General features: G+C 73.0%; 21 protein-coding genes. 18 read left to right on the top strand and 3 right to left on the bottom strand.

Features of this window, described 5'->3' with window-relative positions; all coding sequences use genetic code 11:
- Nucleotides 1-39 precede the first annotated feature (39 nt).
- A complete protein-coding gene (locus OG373_RS08955) occupies nucleotides 40-1,209 on the bottom strand; it encodes an Ig-like domain-containing protein (RefSeq protein WP_405443995.1) in 1,170 nt (389 codons plus the stop codon).
- A gap of 248 nt (nucleotides 1,210-1,457) precedes the next feature.
- Between OG373_RS08955 and OG373_RS08950 the strand changes: the two genes are divergently transcribed.
- The 6 genes from OG373_RS08950 (at nucleotide 1,458) to OG373_RS08925 (ending at nucleotide 8,435) form a co-directional block, all read left to right on the top strand.
- Nucleotides 1,458-2,627, top strand: coding sequence for a lipid II:glycine glycyltransferase FemX (locus OG373_RS08950; RefSeq protein ID WP_405437278.1), 1,170 nt, complete (start codon nucleotides 1,458-1,460; stop codon nucleotides 2,625-2,627).
- Entirely contained in the window at nucleotides 2,624-4,330 is a 1,707-nt protein-coding gene (murJ, locus tag OG373_RS08945; RefSeq protein ID WP_405437276.1) for a murein biosynthesis integral membrane protein MurJ, read from the top strand. Before OG373_RS08950 ends, murJ begins: the two co-directional genes overlap by 4 nt.
- 40 nt (nucleotides 4,331-4,370) lie before the next feature.
- Entirely contained in the window at nucleotides 4,371-5,054 is a 684-nt protein-coding gene (locus OG373_RS08940; protein ID WP_189967914.1) for a response regulator transcription factor, read from the top strand.
- Between the two features lie 6 nt (nucleotides 5,055-5,060).
- Nucleotides 5,061-6,515 carry an ATP-binding protein gene (locus OG373_RS08935; RefSeq protein WP_405437273.1) on the top strand — a complete coding sequence of 485 codons (1,455 nt, stop codon included), beginning with the start codon at nucleotides 5,061-5,063 and terminating at the stop codon, nucleotides 6,513-6,515.
- A complete protein-coding gene (locus OG373_RS08930; protein ID WP_397733744.1) occupies nucleotides 6,512-7,048 on the top strand; it encodes a hypothetical protein in 537 nt (178 codons plus the stop codon). The genes OG373_RS08935 and OG373_RS08930 overlap by 4 nt, the downstream gene beginning before the upstream one ends.
- A 127-nt stretch (nucleotides 7,049-7,175) precedes the next feature.
- Nucleotides 7,176-8,435 carry a cytochrome P450 gene (locus OG373_RS08925; protein WP_405437271.1) on the top strand — a complete coding sequence of 420 codons (1,260 nt, stop codon included), beginning with the start codon at nucleotides 7,176-7,178 and terminating at the stop codon, nucleotides 8,433-8,435.
- Here the strand turns inward: OG373_RS08925 and OG373_RS08920 are convergent.
- Nucleotides 8,395-9,120, bottom strand: a complete 726-nt coding sequence (locus OG373_RS08920; protein ID WP_397733748.1) for a hypothetical protein — start codon at nucleotides 9,118-9,120, stop codon at nucleotides 8,395-8,397. The genes OG373_RS08925 and OG373_RS08920 overlap by 41 nt on opposite strands.
- Nucleotides 9,121-9,221: 101 nt before the next feature.
- Here OG373_RS08920 and ggt point away from each other — a divergent pair, with 101 nt between their 5' ends.
- On the top strand, nucleotides 9,222-11,024 hold the full coding sequence (gene ggt / locus OG373_RS08915; RefSeq protein WP_405437269.1) for a gamma-glutamyltransferase: 1,803 nt from the start codon (nucleotides 9,222-9,224) through the stop codon (nucleotides 11,022-11,024).
- A 46-nt stretch (nucleotides 11,025-11,070) separates the two neighbouring features.
- Here the strand turns inward: ggt and map are convergent, their stop codons facing one another.
- Nucleotides 11,071-11,838 carry a type I methionyl aminopeptidase gene (gene map, locus OG373_RS08910; protein WP_405437267.1) on the bottom strand — a complete coding sequence of 256 codons (768 nt, stop codon included), beginning with the start codon at nucleotides 11,836-11,838 and terminating at the stop codon, nucleotides 11,071-11,073.
- A 64-nt stretch (nucleotides 11,839-11,902) separates the two neighbouring features.
- On the opposite strand from map, the gene OG373_RS08905 reads away from it, so the two are divergent.
- From OG373_RS08905 to OG373_RS08855, 11 genes are all read left to right on the top strand, one after another.
- On the top strand, nucleotides 11,903-12,154 hold the full coding sequence (locus OG373_RS08905; RefSeq protein WP_397733754.1) for a helix-turn-helix domain-containing protein: 252 nt from the start codon (nucleotides 11,903-11,905) through the stop codon (nucleotides 12,152-12,154).
- Nucleotides 12,155-12,255: 101 nt separating this feature from the next.
- Nucleotides 12,256-12,879, top strand: a complete 624-nt coding sequence (locus tag OG373_RS08900; protein WP_405437265.1) for a hypothetical protein — start codon at nucleotides 12,256-12,258, stop codon at nucleotides 12,877-12,879.
- 32 nt (nucleotides 12,880-12,911) lie between these two features.
- Complete coding sequence (locus tag OG373_RS08895) at nucleotides 12,912-13,292, top strand: PPOX class F420-dependent oxidoreductase (RefSeq protein ID WP_397733757.1); 381 nt, start codon at nucleotides 12,912-12,914, stop codon at nucleotides 13,290-13,292.
- Between the two features lie 99 nt (nucleotides 13,293-13,391).
- Nucleotides 13,392-14,840 (top strand): hypothetical protein, encoded by a 1,449-nt coding sequence (locus OG373_RS08890; protein WP_405437263.1) that lies wholly within the window; start codon nucleotides 13,392-13,394, stop codon nucleotides 14,838-14,840.
- A 279-nt stretch (nucleotides 14,841-15,119) separates the two neighbouring features.
- Nucleotides 15,120-15,962 (top strand): nitrilase-related carbon-nitrogen hydrolase, encoded by an 843-nt coding sequence (locus OG373_RS08885; RefSeq protein WP_397733761.1) that lies wholly within the window; start codon nucleotides 15,120-15,122, stop codon nucleotides 15,960-15,962.
- Nucleotides 15,959-17,254, top strand: coding sequence for an aspartate aminotransferase family protein (locus OG373_RS08880; RefSeq protein WP_405437261.1), 1,296 nt, complete (start codon nucleotides 15,959-15,961; stop codon nucleotides 17,252-17,254). The genes OG373_RS08885 and OG373_RS08880 overlap by 4 nt, the downstream gene beginning before the upstream one ends.
- A 9-nt stretch (nucleotides 17,255-17,263) precedes the next feature.
- Complete coding sequence (gene hydA, locus OG373_RS08875; protein ID WP_397733765.1) at nucleotides 17,264-18,664, top strand: dihydropyrimidinase; 1,401 nt, start codon at nucleotides 17,264-17,266, stop codon at nucleotides 18,662-18,664.
- Between the two features lie 22 nt (nucleotides 18,665-18,686).
- Nucleotides 18,687-19,688 (top strand): TIGR03842 family LLM class F420-dependent oxidoreductase, encoded by a 1,002-nt coding sequence (locus OG373_RS08870; protein WP_405437259.1) that lies wholly within the window; start codon nucleotides 18,687-18,689, stop codon nucleotides 19,686-19,688.
- A gap of 222 nt (nucleotides 19,689-19,910) precedes the next feature.
- Nucleotides 19,911-20,735: an inositol monophosphatase family protein gene (locus OG373_RS08865; RefSeq protein WP_405437257.1), complete on the top strand. Its 825-nt coding sequence runs from the start codon at nucleotides 19,911-19,913 to the stop codon at nucleotides 20,733-20,735.
- A gap of 123 nt (nucleotides 20,736-20,858) precedes the next feature.
- On the top strand, nucleotides 20,859-22,277 hold the full coding sequence (locus OG373_RS08860; RefSeq protein WP_405437255.1) for a phytoene desaturase family protein: 1,419 nt from the start codon (nucleotides 20,859-20,861) through the stop codon (nucleotides 22,275-22,277).
- Nucleotides 22,277-22,795 (top strand): O-acetyl-ADP-ribose deacetylase, encoded by a 519-nt coding sequence (locus OG373_RS08855; protein WP_405437253.1) that lies wholly within the window; start codon nucleotides 22,277-22,279, stop codon nucleotides 22,793-22,795. The genes OG373_RS08860 and OG373_RS08855 overlap by 1 nt, the downstream gene beginning before the upstream one ends.
- Nucleotides 22,796-22,804: the final 9 nt, after the last annotated feature.

Below are 22,804 nucleotides of genomic sequence, written 5' to 3'. Positions count from 1 at the left end.
CGATTGGGCGGTTGTGGTGGACCAACTGCGGTCCGGCGCTCAGCCGTTCTGCGGAGCGCCGGACAGGGCGCTCTTGGCCTTCCACTGGTCCCACGACAGGTTCCACTCGCCGTAGCCGTTGCCGATTTCCGCCTGGCCCTTCGAGCCTTCGCCGACCACCTCGAAGGGGTCGCCGACCTGGGACTGTCCGAAGAACTCCTTGGCGTCGGCGTCGCTCATCCCCACGCAGCCGGAACTGCTGTTGGCGCGGCCGAAGGCGCCCTCGTTCCACGGGGCGGCGTGCGCGTACATGCCGGACCAGGTCAGCCGCATCGAGTAATCGACCATCTTGTCGTAGGCGTTGTCCAGGCCCACCGTCTGGGAGTCCATCCGGATGGTGCCCTCCTTCGTCATGATCACCATTTTCCCGGACCAGGAGGCCTTCTTGCCGCCCGGAGTGCCGGCCGAGATCGGGATGGTCCTGAGCGCCTGGCCGTCCTGGGTCACCGACATCTTCTTGGTGTCGAGGCTGACCTGGACCCGGCGGTCCTTTCCGATCTTGAAATCGGTGTTGTAGTCCCGGGCGAACAGCCCGCCGCCCTTGCCGGAGTCCACGCCGTTCAGGTGCATCTCGACCTTCACGTCGGTGCCGGACTTCCAGTAGTCCTTGGGCCGCCAGTCGACACGGTCCTTGCCGTCGTGATCCTTGATCCAGCCCCAGGAGCCCTCGGTGTTGTCCGAGGTGGTGACCTTGAGCTGCTTCTCGACCTCGGCCTTGTTCGTCACCGGGTTGTCGAAGACGAGGGACACGGGCATCGCCACGCCCACCGAGCTGCCCTTGGAGATGTTGATCGAGACCTTGTTCACCTTGTCGGCGGGTCCGGTCCTGAACTGTGCGGTGGCGCTCTGGCTGTCGGTGTTCTGCGCCTCCACCTTGTACTCCGCGCCGGGCGGGGCGTTGCGCTCCGAGGTCCAGGTCTTTCCGTCGTCGGATATCTTCCCCGGCAGTTCCGCGCCCTTGGCGTCGGTCACCTTCACCTGCGCCAGCTTGCCCTCGGCGACGGTCACGGTCACCGGCTGGCCCGCCTTGACCTGATCGCCCGTGAGGTTGACCGAGACCGCCATGGCCGCCTTCGGCTTCGGCTCGGTCTTGCCCTTGTCGTCACCGCCACCGTCACTGCCGCCCGAACAGGCGGTCAGCGAGGCGGCCAGAAGTGCGGTGCCCGCCATGGCGGTGCGGCGTATACGGCTCAACGAAGGGCCCTTTCCAGGAGCGGTGGTGGTGAACGTCCGCAAAAGAGGATGCGAACTACTCGACTTCGGGTTCCGTAATCGGGGAAAAAAATTCGTCCTTTCTCTTGTGACGTCCACCGCAGCGAAACGGTCATCATCCCGTCACAAACGCCGCGCACTTCGGTCACGGTCGGCTGTGAGAGTCCTGTGAGAGCCCGTCAGGACGAACAGGAAGGCCGACAGCCGTGTGTGCACTGCTCGTGAACCCCGCCCAGCAGGACCATGACCAGGACCGGGAGCTCCGCGTACGCACCCTGTCGGTCGCCGAATACCAGGCGTTCCTTTCCCGGCACGGCGGGGCGAGTTTTCTCCAGTACCCGTCCTGGGCCCGGGTAAAGGACCTGTGGCGCTCGGAAAGGGTCGGATGGCACTGTCCGGACGGAGAGATTCAGGGTGCCGGACTCGTCCTCTACCGGCAATTCCCCGGAACCCGTAAATACTTCGCCTACCTTCCCGAGGGCCCCGTCGCCGACTGGTCCGATCCGCACATCGACCGCTGGCTCACCCCGCTCATGCGCCACCTGCGCACCTCCGGCGCCTTCGCCGCCCGCATCGGCCCCACCCCCGCCTACCGCCGCTGGGACGCGGCCACCGCCAAGTCCGGCGCCGGTCCCGGCCGGCAGATATCCGACGTCCTCGCCACCGAGGTCGACCCGGTGGGCGCCGCCCTCGCCGACCGGCTGCGCACCCGCGGCTGGAGGCGGTGCGGCGGCGAGGACGACGGCGACGCCCAGCCCCGCCACGTCTTCCGCGTGCCGCTGGCCGGCCGCTCCCTCGACGACGTGTGGGCGGGCCTCAACCAGGAATGGCGGCGCAACGTGCGCAAGGCCGAGAAGGCAGGTGTGGAGACGGTCATCGGCACCTTCGCGGACCTGCCCGAGTTCTACCGCCTGCTGCGCATCACCGAGGAGCGCGACGGTTTCCGGCTCGGCCGCTCGCTCGCGTACTACGAGCAGCAGTACCAGGTGCTGAACGAGGAGGAGCCGGGCCGCATGCGGCTCTACCTGGGCGTCCACCAGGGGGAGATCCTCGCGGCCCACACGATGATCACCGCCGGCAGGCGCGTCTGGTACCAGACCGGCGCCTCCGCCGACCACCGCCGCGAAGTACGCCCCAGCAACGCCCTGCAGTGGCGCATGATGTCCGACGCCCACGCCCTCGGTGCGCACGAGTACGACATGCGCGGGGTACCCTCCACCCTCGACCCCGCGGCGCGTTCCTACGGTCTGCTGCGCTGGAAGCTCGGCACCGGCGGACAGGTCGTCGAGACGCTCGGAGAGTGGGAGATACCGATGGACGGAGTCGCCAACACGGCGCTCTACAAGGCGTTCCAGGCCTACCTGGCCCGCCGGTGACGGCCACCGACACCGGAACGGGCACGGCCGTCGGCACCGACACCGGCACCGGAGCGGCCGCCCGGCAGGGCGCCGGCGGCGCGGCACCGGCCAGGACCTCGGTGCTGCGCAGCGGCGCGCTCATGGCGGCCGGTTCGATCGTCTCCCGCGCCACCGGCTTCATCCGCTCCGCCGTCGTCGTCGCGGCGCTGGGCACCGGACTCCTCGGCGACGGCTACGCCGTCGCCAACACGGTCCCGAACATCATCTACATGCTGCTCATCGGCGGCGCGCTCAACGCCGTCTTCGTACCCGAACTGGTCCGGGCCGCCAAGGAGCACGCGGACGGCGGATCCGCCTACACCGACCGGCTGCTCACCGCCTGCACCGCGGCCCTCGTGGCGCTCACCGCCGCCGCGGTCCTCGCCGCCCCGCTGATCGTCTCGGCGTACACCGACTACAGCGGAGCCCAGGCGAGCACCACCGTGGCGCTGGCCCGGTACTGCCTGCCGCAGATCCTCTTCTACGGGCTCTTCACCCTGCTCGGCCAGGTGCTCAATGCCCGGGGCCGGTTCGGCGCCATGATGTGGACCCCGGTCCTCAACAACCTCGTGATCATCGGCGTGTTCGGGCTCTTCCTCTACGTCTCCCACGACGCGGCAGGCGGCCTCACCGCCGCCGAGACCCGGCTCCTGGGCCTCGGCACCACCGCCGGCATCGTCCTCCAGGCCCTCGCCCTCGTCCCCTCGCTGCGCGCCGCCCGCTTCCGCTGGCGCCCCCGCTTCGACTGGCGCGGCAGCGGCCTCGGCCGCCCGCTGCGCAACGCGGGCTGGCTGGTGATGCTCGTCCTCACCAACCAGATCGCCTACTGGGTCGTCACCCGGCTCTCCACCACCACCGGACAGCACGCCGTGGAGGCCGGCCTGGCCGGCGGCGCCGGCTACACCGCCTACAGCAACGCCTACCAGCTGTGGGTCGTCCCGCAGGGCATCATCACCGTCTCCCTCGTGACCGCCCTGATGCCCCGGATGAGCTCGGCCGCCGCCGAGGGCGACCTCGCCACCGTGCGCCGCGACGTCTCCTACGCCCTGCGCTCCAGCGCCGCCCTCGTCGTGCCGGCCGCCGCGCTGTTCGCCGCCCTCGCCCCCTGGGTGATGGGCAGCGTCTTCGAGTACGGCCGCACCGGCGCCGCCGACATCGAGGTCATGGCGGGCATGCTCATCGCCTTCGCACCCGGCCTGATCGCCTTCTCCGCGCAGTACGTCCTCTCGCGCGGTTTCTACGCCCTCTCCGACACCCGGACCCCCTTCTTCCTGAACCTGGTCATCGCCGGGGTCAACGCCGGGCTGTCCGCCGCCGCGTACTTCCTGCTGTCCCCGCGCTGGGCGGTCACCGGCATGGCCGCGGCCTCCTCCGTCGCGTTCCTCGCGGGCGCCGCCGTCACCGCGTACACCCTCGCCCGCCGGCTCGGCCCGCGCGCGGGGACCCGTACCGAACGGCGCGCGAGTGCCGTACGGACCCACCTGCGGCTGCTGGTCGCCTGCGCGCCGGCGGCCGCCGCCGGGTACGCGGCCGCCCGCGCCGCCGACCCCTTCGGCAACTTCGCCGCGGCCGGGGCGGGAACCGCCGCCCTCGCGCTGGTCGTCGTACTCCTCGCCGGGCCGCTGCGCCTGACGGAGATCACCGACCTGCTGGACTCCCTGCGGCGCAAGACCGGCCGGTAGCGGGAGGGAAGGCCACGCACCACCCTGGGATACTGACCGGATGCCACGCGTACTGCTGATCGAGGACGACCCTTCCATCCGGGAGGGTGTGGGCCTCGGCCTGCGCCGCCGCGGCCACGAGGTGAGTTCCGCCGAGACGGGGGAGGAGGGGCTCGCCCTGATGGCAGGCTTCCGTCCCGAGCTCGTCCTCCTCGACCTGATGCTGCCGGGAATCAACGGCGTCCAGGTCTGCCGCCGCATACGCGAGAACAGCCAGGTGCCGATCATCATGCTCACCGCACGCGGCGACGACTTCGACATAGTCGTCGGCCTGGAGGCCGGCGCCGACGACTACATCGTCAAACCCGCCCGCACCGAGGTCATCGAGGCCCGCATCAAAGCCGTACTGCGCCGCCTCAGCGACCCGGTGGGCGCCCGGCCCGGGGTCGAGCACCACGGCGAACTGACCATCGACCGCGCCGGGCTGAGCGTCGCCAAGAACGGCGAACGCGTGCCCCTCGCCCCCAGCGAGATCAAGCTCCTGCTGCACCTGTCGGCCTCGCCCGAGCAGGTCTTCTCCCGCCAGCAGCTCCTCGAGTACGTCTGGGACCACAGCTACCACGCCGACGCCCGGCTCGTGGACGCCTGCGTCCGCCGGCTGCGCACCAAGGTCGAGGACCCCGACGCGAGCCCCCGCTACATACAGACCGTGCGCGGCTTCGGCTACCGCTTCGGGCCCCTGTAGGCCCCGGTGCGACGCATAGCGCCGCTGGGCCTGCGCACCCGGCTGATCGCCGCCTTCCTGCTGGTCGCCGCGATCAGCGCGGTGACCACCGCCGCCCTCACCTACCAGCAGGCGCGCAACGCGATCCTCAAGCAGACCCAGGACACCGCTATCAGCACGCTGCGGGACCAGGTCGAACAGCAGGAGATACGCCTGCCGCTGGACCAGGTGGAGCTCCAGCGGGTCGTCATCGAACTCGGCAAGCGCGGCAAACCGCACCCGTGGATCGTCTTCGGCGAGTACGGCAGCCTGCGCGTCTCCACCAACCCCGACACACCGACCTCCGGCGTGATCACCGACAACCTGCGCGAGAGGGTCCGCCGCCACGACTACACCGCCTTCCAGCGGGTCGAGGACGCGCGCGGCAACCCGTGGCTCACGGTCGGGGTACCCGCGGTCTTCGAGCACAACGGATTCAAGGAATCCACCGGGGCCGTCTTCTTCGCCAGCGTCCCGCTCTCCACCGAGCGGCAGACCGTCGAGGCCATGGTCGACGCCGCCAAGCAGGGCGCCGTCCCGGGCCTGGCCATCGCGATCGTGCCCGCCCTGCTGGCCGCCCGCAGCGTGCTGCGGCCGGTCCGCGACATGCGCCGGGCCGCCCAGCACCTCGGCCGCGGCCGCCTCGACACCCGCATCGAGGTCCGGGGCGCCGACGAACTCGCCGGACTCGCCCGCACCTTCAACGAGACCGCCCGCGCGCTGGAGCAGTCCGTGCGCGAGCTCCAGGAGGCGGAGGTCCGCGCCCGCCGCTTCGCCTCCGACGTCTCCCACGAACTGCGCACCCCGCTCGCCGGGATGCTCGCCGTCACCGAGGTCCTCGACGAGGACGCCGAGCGCCTCGACGCCGACACCGCCAAGGCCCTGCGCCTGGTCAGCGCCGAGACGGGCAAACTCGCCGTCCTCGTCGAGGACCTGATGGAGATCTCCCGCTTCGACGCCCGCGCCGCCGAGCTCAACCTCGACGACGTGGACATCGCCGAAGCTGTCCGCAAGACCCTGGAGCGCCGCCACTGGGTGGACGACCGGGTCGTCACCGAACTGCCGGACGGCGTGCGTGCCCGGCTCGACCCGCGCCGCTTCGACGTGATCCTCGCCAACCTCGTCGGCAACGCCCTGCGGCACGGCGGCGCGCCCGTGCGCGTCACCGTACGGACCGCACCGGGCCGAGGCGGCCAGGACGGCGAACGGCTGCTGATCGACGTCGCGGACAGCGGACCCGGCATCGCCCCCGAGGTGCTGCCGCACATCTTCGACCGGTTCTTCAAGGCCGACGCGGCGCGGACCCGTTCCGCCGGCAGTGGGCTCGGCCTCGCCATCACCCTGGAGAACGTCCGCCTGCACGGCGGCACCCTCCTCGCGGGCAACGGGCCTTCCGGAGGGGCCGTCTTCACCCTCGACATGCCACTGGAGGCCCGGGTATGACACGCCGGAGGACGAGCTCCCGGGCCGCCGCGGCCACGGCGGTGCTGACGGGCTGCGCCCTGCTGCTCACCGGATGCGGGATCAAACGGACCGGGGTGATCGAGAGCGGCCACGCCGCGTCCGTCAAGGTCCCCGGGTCCGGCAAGAACACCGTCCTCTACTTCGTGTCCAAAGAGGGCGACCGGCTCGTCCCGACCCCGTTCACCCTGTTCGACGGCTACACCCTCGGGCCCGCGGCGCTCGTCCGGCTGCTGCTGGACGGTCCCACCGGCCGGGCCGGGGAGGCCGGTCTCACCACGGCGCTGCCCCGGCTGCCCGCCGGGACGGCGGACGCCGTGGCGGTGAGCCCGTACGCGCAGGAGCGCGGGATGACGGTCCGTGTGCCCTTCCCCGTGGGCAACCTGTCGGCACTGGCCCGCAAGCAGCTGGTGTGCACCGTCGGCGTCTCCGCCGTCGCGGACACCCTCAGCCCCGTCATCCTCCAGGGCACCGACACCACCCTGCCCTCCGACGAGTGCGACCTGAACCGCTGACCGGCGCGCCCGGCCGGGGGCGCCGGGCGGGTCGGCACCCAGGTCGGCACCCGGGTCTGCACGCGCGGCGTCACGCACCTCGGCCGCGCTCTTGCGGGCGGGGCCGCGCACCCGTCACGGTGGCCCCATGGATCACGCCGCGGACGTCCCGGACGTCTTCGACCCCCGCATCTACGCCGCCGGAGTCCCGCACGAGCGCTACCGGCTGCTGCGCGAGCGGCACCCGGTGGCGTGGCAGGCCGAGCCCGAGATCCAGGGCTGGCCCGCCGGCCCCGGCTTCTGGGCGGTCACCCGGCACGCCGACGTCGTACGGGTCCTGCGCGACCACCGGACGTACTCCTCCTGGCTGGGCGCCACCCAGATCCGCGACCCCGACCCGGCCGACCTGCCCTTCCTGCGCCGCACCATGCTCAACCAGGACCCTCCGGAACACGGCAGGCTGCGAAGGCTCGTATCGCGGGCCTTCACCCCCGCCCGCGTCGACGCCTTCGCCGGGCGGGTGCGGGAACGCGCCCGCGCCCTGCTCGCCGCCGCCCGGGAGAGCGCCGAGGACGGCGCCGCCGACCTCGTGCGCACCGTCACCGACGAATACGCGCTGCTGAACCTCACCGACCTGCTGGGCGTCCCGGCCGCCGGCCGGGCCCTGCTGCTGGAGTGGACCGTACGGATCATCGGCTACCAGGACCCCGCGGACGCCCCGGCTCCGCTCCTCGGCCCGGACGGCACACCGCTCAACCCGCGCTCACCGGCCCTGCTCGGCGAGATGTTCGCGTACGCCCGCGAACTGGCCGCCCACAAGCGCGCACACCCCGGCGACGACGTGATGACCGCCCTCGCCGAGGCCGGACTGGACCCGGCCGAACTGGAGATGTTCTTCTTCCTGCTCACCGTCGCGGGCAACGACACCGTGCGCAGCGCGGCCCCCGGCGGCCTGCTCGCGCTGGCCCGGGACCCGGACGCCTACCGCCGGCTCGCGGGCGGGTCCGTCCCCATGGACCGGGCCGTCGACGAACTCCTGCGGGTCCACCCACCGGTGCTCAGCTTCCGCCGCACGGCCTGCGTCGACACCGAACTGGCCGGGCAGCCGATCCGCGCCGGGGACAAGGTGGTGGTCTTCCACGCCTCCGCCAACCACGACGAGCGCGTCTTCGCCGACCCCGGCCGCCTGGACCCGGCCCGCACACCCAACCCGCACGTCTCCTTCGGGGACGGCCCGCACGTCTGCCTCGGCGCCCATTTCGCCCGGCTCCAGCTGCGCATCCTCTACGAGGAGTGGTGTGCGGCGATGCCCGCGCCGGAACTGGCCGGCCCGCCGCGCCGGCTGGTGTCGAACTTCATCAACGGGATCACGCGGCTGCCGGTACGGGTGTCAGGGCCGCCCGGGTGACATCGGCCGCAAGCTCGGTCACATCGGGTCCGTAGGCGTGGGAGTTGACCACCTTCAGTACCAGGCAGAAGGAGTCCTTCCCGTACTTGCGGGCCAGCCGCTCGTGGTGACGGGCCAGGTAGCGGGCCGCGGCCTGGTTGCTGACCGCCGTCTGCCCGGACAGCAGGAAGACCGGCCGGCCGCCCTGCGCGGCCGTCAGCCTGGCCAGCAGCACGTACTCCACCTGCTCCTTGGCCCACCGGTAGACCTCGCCGCCCACCTGGATCGCGCCCCGGTCCTCGTGCTCCTGGGAGTCGACGTTCACCCGTACCCCCGGCAGCATCGAGGCCAGGTGCGCCACCGTACGGGTGTTGGACGTCGGGCCGCCGACGCAGAACTCGGCGCGCTCGCCGAAGCCCTGACGCGCCTCGTCGTGCGTGACGATCTGGACGTTCGCCCCGCAGTCCTTGATCAGCGCGGATATCTCCAGCAGGGCGAAGGCGTCGTTGCGGTGCACCGACGATTCCTTGCCGCCCATCTGCCGGTTGACCACGAACAGACAGTCGGAGCCGGGCGGCAGCCCGAAGAACACCTGCTTGCGGCGCAGCGTACGGCGCCACAGATAGGTCCGGGCGAACCAGCCGAACCCGCCGCTGACGGCAGTGGCTATCACCCCGAGCACGATGTTGCGCACGTCGTCGTTCATGCGGCGGATGGTAGCCGCCACCCGGCCTTCCTGACGCGGGGGGTGCGGTGAAGTTACGCTGCGCGAACCAGGCCTGACCGGCCGTCGACTGGAGGAACCGGATGCGTGGTCCCGCCGCACGTCAGTTAGCGCTCGTCGCCCTCGCCGGAGCGCTCGTCTCCACCGGGGCCGCGGCCCCGCCCACCACCACGACCACCCCACCGGCCAAGGTGCCGGTGGCCGTCGGGTACGGCGGGGCCGTGGCCAGTGTCGACGCCGACGCGTCGGCCGCCGGCATCGCCGTCCTGCGTTCCGGCGGCAACGCCGTGGACGCGGCGATCGCCACCGCCGCCGCGCTGGGGGTGACCGAGCCCTACTCGGCGGGCATCGGCGGAGGCGGCTACTTCGTCTACTACGACGCGCGCTCGCACCGCGTGCACACCATCGACGGCCGCGAGACCGCACCCGCCACGGCCACCGAGACCCTGTTCCAGGAGAACGGCCTCCCCATCCCCTTCGCGGAGGGCCAGACCAGCGGACTCGGCGTGGGCGTCCCCGGTACCCCCGCCACCTGGAAGAGCGCCCTCGACGCCTGGGGCACCCGCCCGCTCGGCAAGCTGCTGAAGCCCGCCGAGAAACTGGCCCGCGACGGCTTCACCGTGGACAGCACCTTCCGCGCCCAGACCGAGCTCAACCAGGACCGCTTCAAGGACTTCCCGGCCACCTCGAAGCTCTTCCTGCCGGGCGGCGCCCTGCCGGCGGTCGGCTCCACCTTCAAGAACCCCGACCTGGCCGCCACCTACGCCGAACTCGCGCGCAAGGGGACCGGAGCCCTCTACCGGGGGCCGATCGCCGAGGACATCGTCCGGGCCGTCCGCACGCCCCCGGTGGACCCGGCGGCCACCCGCAAGGTCCGCGCCGGCGACCTGACCACCGGCGACCTGCGCGCGTACGCCACCAAGCGGCAGGACCCGACCCGGGTGGGCTACCGCGGCCTGGACGTCTACAGCATGGCGCCCTCCTCCTCGGGCGGCACCACCGTCGGCGAGGCGCTGAACATCCTGGAGCGGACCGACCTCTCGAAGCTGTCCGAGGCGCAGTACCTGCACCGCTTCATCGAGGCCTCGCGGATCTCCTTCGCCGACCGGGGCCGCTGGGTCGGCGACCCGGCGGCGGTGCCGGTGCCGACGCGCGAGCTGCTCTCCCAGCGGTTCGCCGACTCGCGCGCCTGCCTGATCGCGCCGGACCGTGCGCTGACCAGTCCGCTCGCCCCCGGTGACCCGCGCAATCCGGCGCCCTGCGCCACCACCGGCAGGGCCGCGCCGACCACGTACGAGGGGGAGAACACCACGCACCTGACGGCCGCCGACCGCTGGGGCAACGTGGTCTCCTACACCCTGACCATCGAGTCCACCGGCGGCAGCGCGATCACCGTGCCCGGCCGCGGCTTCCTGCTCAACAACGAGCTCACCGACTTCTCCTTCGCCCCGGCCGCACCCGGCGTCCCGGACCCGAACCTGCCCGGCCCCGGCAAGCGGCCGCGCTCCTCCATGGCCCCGACCATCGTGCTCGACGACGGACACCCGGTGCTCGCGGTGGGCTCCCCGGGCGGTGCCACCATCATCACCACCGTGCTGCAGACCCTGATCGGCCACCTGGACCGGGGCCTGCCGCTGGTCGACGCGATCGCCGCGCCGCGGGCCAGCCAGCGCAACCAGAGCACCACCGAGCTGGAGCCGGGCCTGTGGAACAGCCCCGTGCGCGCGGAGCTGGAGGCGATCGGCCAGGGCTTCCGGCAGAACCCGGAGATCGGCGCGGCGACCGGTGTGCAGCGGCTGCCGGACGGCCGGTGGCTGGCGGCGGCCGAGACCAGCCGGCGGGGCGGGGGTTCGGCGATGGTGGTCCACCCGCAAGGGAGGCCGTAGCGCCGCACGACCTGCGCCAGGACCCGCGCCAGGACCTGCGCCGCCCCTAGAGGGCTGTGAGGATCCGCGGGCCGTCGGCGGTGATCGCGACCGTGTGCTCCGAGTGCGCGGCCCGGCTGCCGTCGACGGTGCGCAGGGTCCAGCCGTCCGGGTCGCAGGTGTAGTCGTCCGTACCGCCCGCGATCAGCATCGGCTCGATGGCGAGGACCATGCCGGGGCGCAGCTTCGTACCGCGTCCCGGCGGGCCCTCGTTGGGGACGCCCGGGTCCTCGTGCATGGCGCGGCCGATGCCGTGGCCGCCGAAGCCGTCCGGGACGCCGTACCCGGCGGCGCGGCAGGTGGTGCCGATGGCGTGGGCGATGTCGCCGATCCTGTTCCCCGGTACGGCGGCGGCGATCCCGGCCGCGAGGGCCGCCTCGGAGGTCTCGATCAGCCGGAGGTCGGCGGGGCGGGCCCGGCCGACCGTGAAGCTGACCGCCGCGTCCCCGGCCCAGCCGCCGAGCAGCGCCCCGAAGTCGGCGCTGACCAGGTCGCCGTCCCGCAGCCGGTCGTCTCCGGGGATGCCGTGCACGATCGCGTCGTTCACCGAGAGGCACAGCGCGGCGGGGAAGGGCACCGGTGCGAACCGCGGCCGGTAGCCCAGGAAGGGCGAGGTGGCGCCGGCCTCGCGGAGCACCTCGCGCGCCACCCGGTCCAGGTCCAGCGGGGACACTCCCACGTCGGCGGCCTCCCGTACGGCGGCCAGGGCGCGGGCGACCACCCGGCCCGCGGCGCGCATCTCGTCGATCTCTCGGTCCGTCTTCAGAATCACCATGCCAATAACTATACCGGTATAACAATGACGGGATAGTTATTGGTGTGCGGGGTAGGATGAGGGCATGGTCCGTACCCCTCTCACCCCCGAAGAGCGCGAGCGAGGCGAGCGGCTCGGCGCGCTGCTGCGCGAGGCCCGCGGCAGCCGCAGCATGGTCGAGGTCGCGGCCGGCGCCGGGCTCTCCGCCGAGACCCTGCGCAAGATCGAGACCGGCCGCGCGCCCACGCCCGCCTTCTTCACGGTCGCCGCCCTCGCCGACGCGCTCGGCCTCTCCCTGGACGACGTACTGCGGCGCTGCGTGGTCGTGCCCGTCTAGCCGGGGCGACCTGCCCCTGCCGTGCGGGCGGCCCGGCGGCCGAACGGCGCAATCGGCGGTGGGGCTCCGGAGCGCGGGGCAAGCGTGAAGGCGTGTCAGCCGTGAACGCATCCGCGAGAGTCGGATTCGCCGTCCTCGGCGCACTCCTCGCGGGCGGCCTGCTGCTCGCGGCGTGCGCCGCCCCCGAGGACCGCCCGCGCGCCGGCGAGGTGGTCTTCCGTCATCGGGGCGTCGTCGTCGGCCGTGAGGGCCGCGCCGCCCACGCCCGCAAGGCCGTGCAGATCATGGACGCCTGGCCGGCCGTGATGGAGCAGCGCCGCGAGGACGACGCCGGACTCCGGGCCGCCCACGTCGACGGCATCGCCCAGGAGACCTGCCGCAACCTCATGCGCGTCGGCCACGCGCTTGCCGCGTCCGCGTACATCGCCGAGACCGCCTGGCACCAGGGCGTCGACCCGTACGGGGAGCAGTCCGCCCGGCTGCGCACCTGGAGTTCCACTCGAAGTACCGGCCCGGGGCCGAGGCCCCGCCGTGGCTGTGCGGGGGCCGGGTGGAGCGGACCATGGGGCCCGGCCCGGAGGTGGACCTGCACCGCTACGAGGCGCGGACCGGCGCGAAGCTCCCGTACGCCCGGGCACCGGTCGAGAAGACCCGGCCGGCCGGGACGGGACGGGCTGTTCGTGGCCCGGGAGACGGTCGGCCCCGCAGAGGCCCCGCCGGCCTGACACGGCCCACGGGACGCGCCTAGGGTGCCGGTATGGATCTCGAGGAGCTCGGCAGAGCGCGCTACATCAGTCTCACCACCTTCCGCAAGGACGGCACGCCCGTGGCGACCCCGGTGTGGGCCGTGGCCGACGGTGGCGAGCTGTATGTGTGGACGCGCACCGATACGTGGAAGGTCAAGCGGATCCGCAACAACGGGCGGGTCACGGTCGCCGCGTGCGACGTACGCGGGCGCGTCCGGGACGGGGCGCCGGTGCACGAGGGCGAGGCCCGGCTGCTCGACGAGGCGGGGCTGCGGCGGGTGCGGAAGCTGATGTCGCGCAAGTACACGTGGCAGTACTGGTTGGTGGACGTGCCCGCCACCCTGGCGCGCCGGGGCAAGCGTCCCCACACCGCGATCGCCGTCAAGCTTTGAGACTCCCGTAGCCCGCCCGTAACACGGGTGGGATCCAATGCGCCCATGGAGACCGCGACTTCACTGGCGATCAGTCAACTCTCCGGATACTTGCGGGGATTGACGCAGAGACTGGATCCCGGGGCCGGCTGGTACGGGGAGTTCCTGCGCCGGGACCCGGACGGTGTGCGGGCCTGTCTCGACGGGGCGGCGATGCCCCCGTGGGACCTGGTGGAATCGCTGCTGCGGGACCTGGCCGGGGCGCGGGGCGCGGAGTTCGCGGCGCGGGAGACCGCGTACGCGGCCCAGCTGCGGGCCGTGGCCGTCGCCGCCTGGGACCGGCTGCCCGGCGGCGAGGGGGAGCTGCGGACCCTGCTCGCGGCGGCCGTCGAACAGCGGGCCGAGTCGCAGACGGCCCTGCGGAGCCTGACCGTACGGCTCGCCGGGACCGCCGACCGGGCGGAGACGGACGCCCTCACCCGGGAACTCGCCTGGGCCCAGGACGACGTGGCCCGCGCCGCGGCCCGCCACGAGGACCTGGCGGCCCGGCTGCGCGCCCTGCGGGCCGGCCCCGACGGGCAGTGGCCCCGGCCGGAGGGGGCGCAGTGGCTGCCCGGGGTGCCCCGGCAGCGGATGGCGCGGACCGAACCGCCCGCCGATCCCCCCGCCGCGGGGCAGGACATGGCGGCCGTCGCCGCCGAGCCGCCCCCCGCGCGGGTCGAGGTGCCGGTCGGCCGTGCCGAGGGGCGGTGGCTGCGCGGCGCGCGGCGCGCCGGAGGCGCCCGGTACGCGGGATCGGCGGCCCCCGAGGCCCCGGCCTTCACTCCGCCGCCGGGCCACCCCGGCGGGGACGGCATGCCCGACGCCGGTCCCGGCGCCGCGCTCCCCGCGCCGCGCGGGGCCCGCTTCGGCAGCCCGGACCCCGAACCCCGGGCCCACGGCGACGGCCCGGCCGCACAGGACCCCGCGCACCGGGCCGGGCAGCACCCCGACGCGCAGCACCCGGCCGCGCAGGACCCCGTGCACCGGGCCGGGCCGGCCTCCGCAGGCGATCCCGGAGCCGTCGCCGCGGCCCTCCTCGCGCTGCGCGCGCAGGGCCGCAGCGGCGAGGCGCACGCCCTGCTGTGCGAGGCCGCGGCCCGGCCCGCCGACCAGCTGCCGGGGCTCGCCGCCGAGCTGACCCGGGCCGGCCTCGCGGCCGACTGGGCCACCCTGCTGTGGGAGGCGGCCTCGCTCCCGCCCGAGCAACTCGCGGCCGCCGCCGCCGCCCTCGGCGCCGCGGGCCGGGAGGCCGACTGCGACGCCCTGCTGCGCCAGGGCGTCGCCCGCCCCGTGGCCGAGGTCGCGGACGCGGCCCTCGCCCTCGGCGGGGCCGGCCGGATCCGCGAGGCCGACGCCCTGCTCGGCGCCTTCGTCCGGGTGCGCACCGCCGAGGAGGCCGCGGGGCTGGCCCGGCGGGACCCGCAGTGGTTCGCCCCGCGGCTGCTCCAGGTGGCCCGGGCGCTGCCCGGAACGCGCCACCGCGATCTGGTGCACGCCCTGCGCGTGGCGGGCATCGCGAGCGCGTAGTGGCGGGCATCGCGCGTGCGCAGGGGCGCCGGGCCGGCTCGTTCGGATCGTGCCGGGCACGGCACCGGACGCCGCGGGCCCGGGCCGCCCCGATCCGAACGAGACGGCCTATCCCGCCCGCCCGATGACCGCATTCGATCGCGTGGCGACGTAACGTGATCGACTACTCCAACCGCGCACGGCGCTCTTGCCCCAGGCTGTGACGAGGCCTACGTTCGACTCCCTACGCACACCGTCTACGTGCGTAGAACCCGGCGTTCCCGTCGCGAGGAGCAGCTCATGGCCCAAGTCGTCCGCGCCGCGCTGGTCCAGGCCACCTGGACCGGAGACACCGAATCGATGATCACCAAGCACGAGGAGTACGCCCGCCGGGCGGCCGCCGAGGGTGCGAAGGTCATCGGCTTCCAAGAAGTCTTCAACGCCCCCTACTTCTGCCAGGTCCAGGAGCCCGAGCACTACCGCTGGGCCGAGGCGGTCCCCGACGGCCCGACCGTCCGCCGGATGCAGGACCTCGCCCGTGAGACCGGCATGGTGATCGTCGTACCGGTCTTCGAGCTGGAGAGCGAGGGCTTCTACTACAACACCGCCGCCGTCATCGACGCCGACGGCAGCTACCTGGGCAAGTACCGCAAGCACCACATCCCGCAGGTCAAAGGTTTCTGGGAGAAGTACTACTTCCGTCCGGGCAACCTCGGCTGGCCTGTCTTCGACACCGCCGTCGGCCGGATCGGCGTCTACATCTGCTACGACCGTCACTTCCCCGAGGGGTGGCGCCAACTGGGGCTGGCCGGAGCGCAGCTGGTCTACAACCCGTCCGCCACCTCCCGAGGCCTGTCCGCGTACCTGTGGCAGCTGGAGCAGCCCGCCTCCGCCGTCGCCAACGAGTACTTCATCGCCGCCATCAACCGGGTCGGCCAGGAGGAGTACGGCGACAACGACTTCTACGGCACCAGCTACTTCGTCGACCCGCGCGGTCAGTTCGTCGGGGAGGTCGCCAGCGACAAGGACGAGGAACTCGTCGTCCGCGACCTCGACTTCGACCTGATCAAGGAGGTCCGCGACCAGTGGGCCTTCTACCGCGACCGCCGACCCGACGCCTACGGAGGACTCGTACAGCCGTGACCAACCCGACCCCGCTCCACATCCGCCACCGCACCGTCCTGCCCGACTGGCTCGCGCTCTACTACAAGCACCCCATCGAGCTCACCCACGGCGAGGGCCGCCACGTCTGGGACGCGGACGGCAACCGCTACCTCGACTTCTTCGGCGGCATCCTCACCACGATGACCGCACACGCCCTGCCCGAGGTCACCAAGGCCGTGTCCGAGCAGGCCGGGCGGATCATCCACTCCTCCACCCTCTACCTGAACCGGCCGATGGTCGAGCTGGCCGAGCGGGTCGCAGCCCTCTCCGGCATCCCCGACGCCCGGGTCTTCTTCACCACCTCCGGCACCGAGGCCAACGACACCGCCCTGCTGCTCGCGACGACGTACCGCCGGTCCAACCAGATCCTGGCGATGCGCAACAGCTACCACGGCCGTTCCTTCTCCACCGTCTCGATCACCGGCAACCGCGGCTGGTCCCCGACCAGCCTCTCCCCGCTGCAGACGTACTACGTCCAGGGCGCCGTCCGCACCCGCGGCCCGCTCGCCCACCTGGACGACGACGCCTTCACCGCCGCCGCCGCCCGGGACCTGGAGGACGTACTCGGTCAGGCCCGCGGGGGAGTGGCCGCCCTCATCGCCGAACCCATCCAGGGGGTCGGCGGCTTCACCTCCCCGCCCGACGGCCTCTACGGAGCCTTCCGCGAGGTGCTCGACCGCCACGGCATCCTGTGGATCAGCGACGAGGTGCAGACCGGCTGGGGCCGCACGGGCGACAACTTCTGGGGCTGGCAGGCGCACGCCCAGAACGGCCCGCCGGACATCCTCACCTTCGCCAAGGGCATCGGCAACGGCATGTCCATCGGCGGGGTCGTGGCCCGCGCCGAGGTGATGAACTGCCTGGACTCCAACTCCATCTCCACCTTCGGCGGCTCCCCGGTCACCATGGCGGCCGGCGTCGCCAACCTCGCGTACCTGCTGGAGCACGACCTCCAGGGCAACGCCCGGCGCGTCGGCGGACTGCTCCTGGAGCGGCTGCGCGGGATCGCCGCCACCGTGCCCGCCGTACGGGAGGTCCGCGGCCGGGGCCTGATGGCCGGACTGGAACTGACCAGGCCGGGCACCGACGAGGCCGACCCGGACGCGGCCGCCGCCGTCCTGGAGGCGGCCCGCGAAGGCGGTCTGCTGCTCGGCAAGGGCGGTGGGTACAACACCAGCGTGCTGCGCATCGCGCCGCCGCTCTCCCTCACCGTCGCCGAGGCGGAAGAGGGCGCCGAGATCCTCGAACAGGCATTGCGCAGCATCCAGTAGGGGGATCACATGAGCATCCGCACCCTGATCCGCGGCGGCCTCGTCATCACCGCCGCCGACGAAGTGCACGCGGACGTCCTGATCGAGGACGGCCGCGTGGCGGCGCTGGCCGCGCACGCCTCCGCGGCCGCCGAGGCCTGGACGGCCGACCGCACGATCGACGCCACCGGGAAGTACGTCATCCCGGGCGGGGTCGACGCGCACACCCACATGGAACTTCCCTTCGGCGGCACCGCCGCCTCCGACACCTTCGAGACCGGCACCCGGGCCGCCGCCTGGGGCGGCACCACCACCATCGTCGACTTCGCCGTGCAGAGCGTGGGCCACTCCCTGCGCGAGGGGCTGGACACCTGGTACGCCAAGGCCGACGGCAACTGCGCCGTCGACTACGCCTTCCACATGATCCTCTCGGACGTCAACGAGAGAACCCTCAAGGAGATGGACCACCTCGTCGGCGAGGGAGTCACCTCCTTCAAGCTGTTCATGGCCTACCCCGGAGTCTTCTACAGCGACGACGGGCAGATCCTGCGCGCCATGCAGCGCGGCGCCGCCAACGGCGGGCTGATCATGATGCACGCCGAGAACGGCATCGCGATCGACGTCCTCGTCGAACAGGCCCTCGCCCGCGGGGAGACCGACCCCCGCCACCACGGCGAGGTCCGCAAGGTGCTCCTCGAGGCCGAGGCCACCCACCGGGCGATCCAGCTGGCGCGGGTCGCGGGCGCCCCGCTCTACGTGGTCCACGTCTCGGCGGAGGAAGCGGTCGCCGAGCTGGCCGCCGCCCGCGACAAGGGCCTGCCGGTCTTCGGGGAGACCTGTCCGCAGTACCTGTTCCTGTCCACCGACAACCTGGAGGAGCCCGACTTCCAGGGCGCCAAGTACGTCTGCTCCACACCGCTGCGCCCCCGCGAGCACCAGGCGGCGCTGTGGCGGGGCCTGCGGACCAATGACCTCCAGGTGGTCTCCACCGACCACTGCCCGTTCTGCTTCCGCGGCCAGAAGGAGCTGGGCCGCGGGGACTTCTCCAAGATCCCCAACGGGCTGCCGGGGGTGGAGAACCGCATGGACCTCCTCCACCAGGCCGTCCTGGACGGGCACATCAGCCGCCGACGCTGGATCGAGATCGCCTGTGCGAGCCCGGCCCGGATGTTCGGCCTCTACCCGCAGAAGGGCACCATCGCGCCGGGCTCCGACGCCGACATCGTCCTCTACGATCCGCACGCCGAGCAGGTCATCTCCGCCGAGACGCACCACATGAACGTGGACTACTCGGCGTACGAGGGCAAGCGGATCACCGGACGCGTCGACACCGTGCTCTCGCGCGGTGAACTCGTCGTCGACCAGCGCGAATTCACCGGCCGGGCCGGCCACGGCGCCTTCGTCCCCCGCTCCACCTGCCAGTACCTGTAAAGAGCGTCAAGGAGCCGCCCGTATGGACTTCGGCCTCGTCCTGCAGACCGACCCACCCGCCTCCCAGGTCATCAGCCTCATGAAGCGCGCCGAACGCAACGGCTTCCGCTACGGCTGGACCTTCGACTCCGCCGTGCTGTGGCAGGAGCCGTTCGTCATCTACAGCCAGATCCTGGAACACACCCGCAAGCTCCACATCGGCCCCATGGTCACCAACCCCGGCACCCGCACCTGGGAGGTGACCGCCTCCACCTTCGCGACCCTCAACGACATGTACGGCAACCGCACCGTCTGCGGGATCGGGCGCGGCGACTCGGCGATGCGGGTCGCCGGGCGCAAGCCCAACACCCTGGCCCGGCTCGGCGAGGCCATCGACGTCATCCGGGACCTGGCCGAGGGCCGCGAGGCCCTGGTGGACGGCAACCCGGTCCGCCTGCCGTGGGTCCGCGACGGGAAGCTCCCCGTGTGGATGGCGGCGTACGGCCCCAAGGCGCTGGCCCTGGCGGGTGAGAAGGCCGACGGGTTCATCCTCCAGCTCGCCGACCTCTACCTCACCGAGTGGATGGTCAAGTCGGTCCGCGAGGCCGCCGCGGCGGCCGGCCGCGACCCGGCGGAGATCACCATCTGCGTGGCGGCGCCCGCGTACGTGAGCGAGGACCTCGCGCACGCCCGCGACCAGTGCCGCTGGTTCGGCGGGATGGTCGGCAACCACGTCGCCGACCTGGTGACGCGCTACGGCGAGCACTCCTCGATGGTCCCCGACGACCTCACCGAGTACATCAAGGCCCGCCAGGGCTACGACTACAGCCACCACGGGCGGGCCGGGAACCCGTCCACCGACTTCGTCCCCGACGAGATCGTCGACCGCTTCTGCCTGCTGGGCCCGGCCGAGGCGCACATCGAGAAGCTGCGGGCCCTGCGCGACCTCGGCGTGGACCAGTTCGCCCTGTACGACATGCACGACGCCCGGGAGGCCACGATCGACGCGTACGGCCGGCACATCATCCCGGTGCTGCGCGACTGACGCCACGGACCGCCGGCGGGGGCCGCTTCGGTTCCCGCCGGCGGTCCCCGCCGGCCGGTGCCCACCCCGTCCCCGGGCCCCTTCGCGGCCGCGCGGGCCGGTGCCCACCGGGGCCGTGAGGCGCGGCCTCCCGGGGCGGTTCACCGGGCGGACACCCGGTGTCCAGCCTCCCGTCCGGGATTGGCGGTGGGGTTTGTCGGTCGGGCGTGCTTTGCTGGAGGCATGATCGATGAGTTCCTGGCCCATAACCTGCCCGATGTGGAAGAGGCCGTCCGCAAGGCGGCGGCGATCGAGATCATGCCGAGATTCAGGCAGCTCGCCGAGCACGAGGTCGACGAGAAGAGCGGCCCCCACGACCTGGTGACCGTGGCCGACCGCAAGGCCGAGGAACACCTGACGGCCGCCCTGACCCGGCTGCTGCCCGGCTCGGCCGTGGTCGGCGAGGAGGCCGTGCACGCCGACCCGGCCGTGTACGCGGCGCTGCGGGCCGACGCCCCGGTGTGGATCGTGGACCCCGTCGACGGCACCCGCCAGTTCGTGAACGGTGACCCCGCCTTCTGCACCCTGGTCGCCCTGGCCCAGCGCGGGGAGATCCTCGCCTCCTGGACCTTCGCCCCGGCGCTGGAGGAGCTGGCGACCGCCGTGCGCGGGCAGGGGGCGTACGTCAACGGCGAGCGGATCCACAGCGGTTCGCCGGAGCCGGGGGCCGCGCTGCGGGTCGCCATCGCCCACCCGCTGTACACCAGTGACGAGAACAAGCGCACGCTCGCCCGGCTGGACGTGCCCGGGGTCGCGGCCCGCCCGTGCGGTTCGGCGGGCCTGGAGTACCTGAAGGTGGCCCGCGGCGAGATGGACGGCCTGGCCTTCACCTGGCCCTCGGCCTGGGACCACGCGGCCGGGCTGCTGCTGGTCGCGGAGGCCGGCGGCGCGCAGAGCACGGTCGACGGAGTCCCCTTCCGGGTGGACCGGGACAACGCGCTGCCGTTCGCCGTCGGCCGCGACGAGGCCACCGCCGTCCGTATCCGCGAGCTGCTCAAGGGCGCCTGAGCGGGTCCGGGCGGGTCCGGGCGGGTTCGGGCGGGCCCCGGACGGATTCAGGGGTGTCCGGCCGGCCGCGTAGGGCGCAATATCCTGGGGGTGCAGGCGCCGCCGGAAACGAAGGAGTCGCAAGTGCCGTCGATTCTCGATGTGGTCGTGGTGGGGGCGGGGCCCAACGGGCTGACGGCCGCCGTCGAACTGGCCCGGCGCGGCTTCTCGGTGGCCGTGTTCGAAGCCGCCGACACGGTCGGCGGCGGCGCCAGGACCGAGGAGCTCACCCTCCCCGGCTTCCGGCACGACCCCTGCTCGGCGGTGCACCCGCTCGGCGCCGGCTCGCCGGTCTTCGCCACGATGCCGCTGAAGCGGTACGGGCTGGAGTGGCTGCACGCCCCGCTGCCCATGGCGCACCCCTTCGACGACGGCACGGCCGCCGTCCTGTCCCGCTCGGTCGCGGAGACGGCGGCGTCCCTCGGGCCGCGCGACGCGGGTGCCTACCGGCGCCTGGTCGGACCGTTCCTCGGCAAATGGGACACCCTGGCCCGGGACTTCATGTCGCTGCCGAGCACCGCTCTGCCCCGGGATCCGCTCACGCTCGCCCGGTTCGGGCTCGCCGGGCTGCCGCCCGCCACCTGGCTCCTGAGCCGCTTCCGCGACGAACGGGCCCGAGCCCTCTTCGCGGGCATGGTCGCGCACGTCATCGCACCGCTCGACGGGATCGCCACCAGCGCCGTCGGCCTCGTCTTCGCACTGGCCGCGCACGCGAACGGCTGGCCCATGCCGCGCGGCGGCTCGCAGTCCGTCTCCGACGCCCTCGCCGGGTACCTGCGCGACCTCGGCGGGACCATCCACACCGGCTTCGAGGTCAAGCGGCTCGACGACCTGCCGCCGGCCCGCACCTACGTCTTCGACACCTCGCCGACCGCACTGGCCCGGATCGCCCGCCTGGGCCGCGCGTACGACGGCTACCGGTACGGCGCCTCCGTGTTCAAGCTCGACTACGCACTGGACGGACCGGTCCCGTGGACGGCCGAGGAACCGCGCCGCGCCGGCACCGTGCAGATCGGCCCGCGCGCCCGGGACATCGACGCCGCCCTGCAGCTCGCCGCGGGAGGCCGGGCCCCGCGCGCCCCCTTCCTCATCACGGCGCAGCCCAGCCTGGTGGACCCCGGCCGGGCGCCCGAGGGCAAGCACGTCTTCTGGGCCTACGGGCACGTCCCCGCGGGCTGGGACGGCGACCTCACCGAGGCCGTCGAAACCCAACTGGAGCGCTTCGCCCCCGGCTTCCGCGACCTGGTCCTCGCCCGCGCCACCGCGGGTCCGCCCCAGCTCGCCGCCCGCAACCCGAACTACGTGGGCGGCGACATCGCCTGCGGGGCCGCCTCGGGACTGCAGCTCCTGCTGCGCCCCAAGCTGTCCCTCACCCCGTACACGACGGCCCACCCGGCGGTCTTCCTGTGCTCCTCCGCGACGCCGCCCGGCCCGGGCGTGCACGGCATGTCCGGGCACAACGCCGCCAAGGCGGTCTGGCGTCACCTGCGGAAGGACTCCTGATGGCCCGTATCGTCCTGGTCCGCGGCGACATCACCGCCGAGAAGGCCGACGCGATCGTCAATGCGGCCAACTCCTCGCTGCTCGGCGGCGGCGGGGTCGACGGGGCCATCCACCGGCGCGGCGGCCCGGAGATCCTCGCGGCCTGCGAGGACCTGCGCCGCTCGCACTACGGCAAGGGCCTGGCGACGGGCCGGGCCGTCGCCACCACGGCCGGCCGGCTCCCCGCCGACCACGTCATCCACACGGTGGGCCCGGTCTGGTCCCGCGAGGAGGACCGCTCCGAGCTGCTGGCCTCCTGCTACCGCGAATCGCTGCGGGTCGCCGACGAGCTGGGGGCCCGTACGGTCGCGTTCCCGGCCATCTCCACCGGCATCTACGGCTGGCCCATGGACGACGGGGCGCGCATCGCGGTGGAGACGGTGCGCAGCGCCCGTACCGAGGTGCAGGAGGTGCGGTTCGTGCTCTACGACGCGGCCGCCTTCGAGGCCTTCGAGGCGGCGGTGGCCGGCTCCCGCTGAGGCGGACGC

Origin of the sequence: Streptomyces avidinii (genome assembly GCF_045161815.1) — a bacterium.
GTDB classification, from domain to species: domain Bacteria; phylum Actinomycetota; class Actinomycetes; order Streptomycetales; family Streptomycetaceae; genus Streptomyces; species Streptomyces avidinii.
The sequence above is the reverse complement of the archived record's forward strand: the minus strand, read 5'-3'. Positions and strand labels throughout refer to the sequence as shown.

What these genes read in the sequence shown, in the direction of transcription:
- OG373_RS08925 (WP_405437271.1), top strand. Translation starts at nt 7,176, where the DNA reads ATGGATCACGCCGCGGACGTCCCGGACGTCTTCGACCCCCGCATCTAC.
- OG373_RS08940 (WP_189967914.1), top strand. Translation starts at nt 4,371, where the DNA reads ATGCCACGCGTACTGCTGATCGAGGACGACCCTTCCATCCGGGAGGGT.
- OG373_RS08920 (WP_397733748.1), bottom strand. Translation starts at nt 9,120, where the DNA reads ATGAACGACGACGTGCGCAACATCGTGCTCGGGGTGATAGCCACTGCC.
- OG373_RS08930 (WP_397733744.1), top strand. Translation starts at nt 6,512, where the DNA reads ATGACACGCCGGAGGACGAGCTCCCGGGCCGCCGCGGCCACGGCGGTG.
- OG373_RS08895 (WP_397733757.1), top strand. Translation starts at nt 12,912, where the DNA reads ATGGATCTCGAGGAGCTCGGCAGAGCGCGCTACATCAGTCTCACCACC.
- OG373_RS08865 (WP_405437257.1), top strand. Translation starts at nt 19,911, where the DNA reads ATGATCGATGAGTTCCTGGCCCATAACCTGCCCGATGTGGAAGAGGCC.
- hydA (WP_397733765.1), top strand. Translation starts at nt 17,264, where the DNA reads ATGAGCATCCGCACCCTGATCCGCGGCGGCCTCGTCATCACCGCCGCC.
- OG373_RS08855 (WP_405437253.1), top strand. Translation starts at nt 22,277, where the DNA reads ATGGCCCGTATCGTCCTGGTCCGCGGCGACATCACCGCCGAGAAGGCC.
- OG373_RS08885 (WP_397733761.1), top strand. Translation starts at nt 15,120, where the DNA reads ATGGCCCAAGTCGTCCGCGCCGCGCTGGTCCAGGCCACCTGGACCGGA.
- OG373_RS08955 (WP_405443995.1), bottom strand. Translation starts at nt 1,209, where the DNA reads ATGGCGGGCACCGCACTTCTGGCCGCCTCGCTGACCGCCTGTTCGGGC.
- map (WP_405437267.1), bottom strand. Translation starts at nt 11,838, where the DNA reads ATGGTGATTCTGAAGACGGACCGAGAGATCGACGAGATGCGCGCCGCG.
- OG373_RS08905 (WP_397733754.1), top strand. Translation starts at nt 11,903, where the DNA reads ATGGTCCGTACCCCTCTCACCCCCGAAGAGCGCGAGCGAGGCGAGCGG.
- ggt (WP_405437269.1), top strand. Translation starts at nt 9,222, where the DNA reads ATGCGTGGTCCCGCCGCACGTCAGTTAGCGCTCGTCGCCCTCGCCGGA.
- OG373_RS08870 (WP_405437259.1), top strand. Translation starts at nt 18,687, where the DNA reads ATGGACTTCGGCCTCGTCCTGCAGACCGACCCACCCGCCTCCCAGGTC.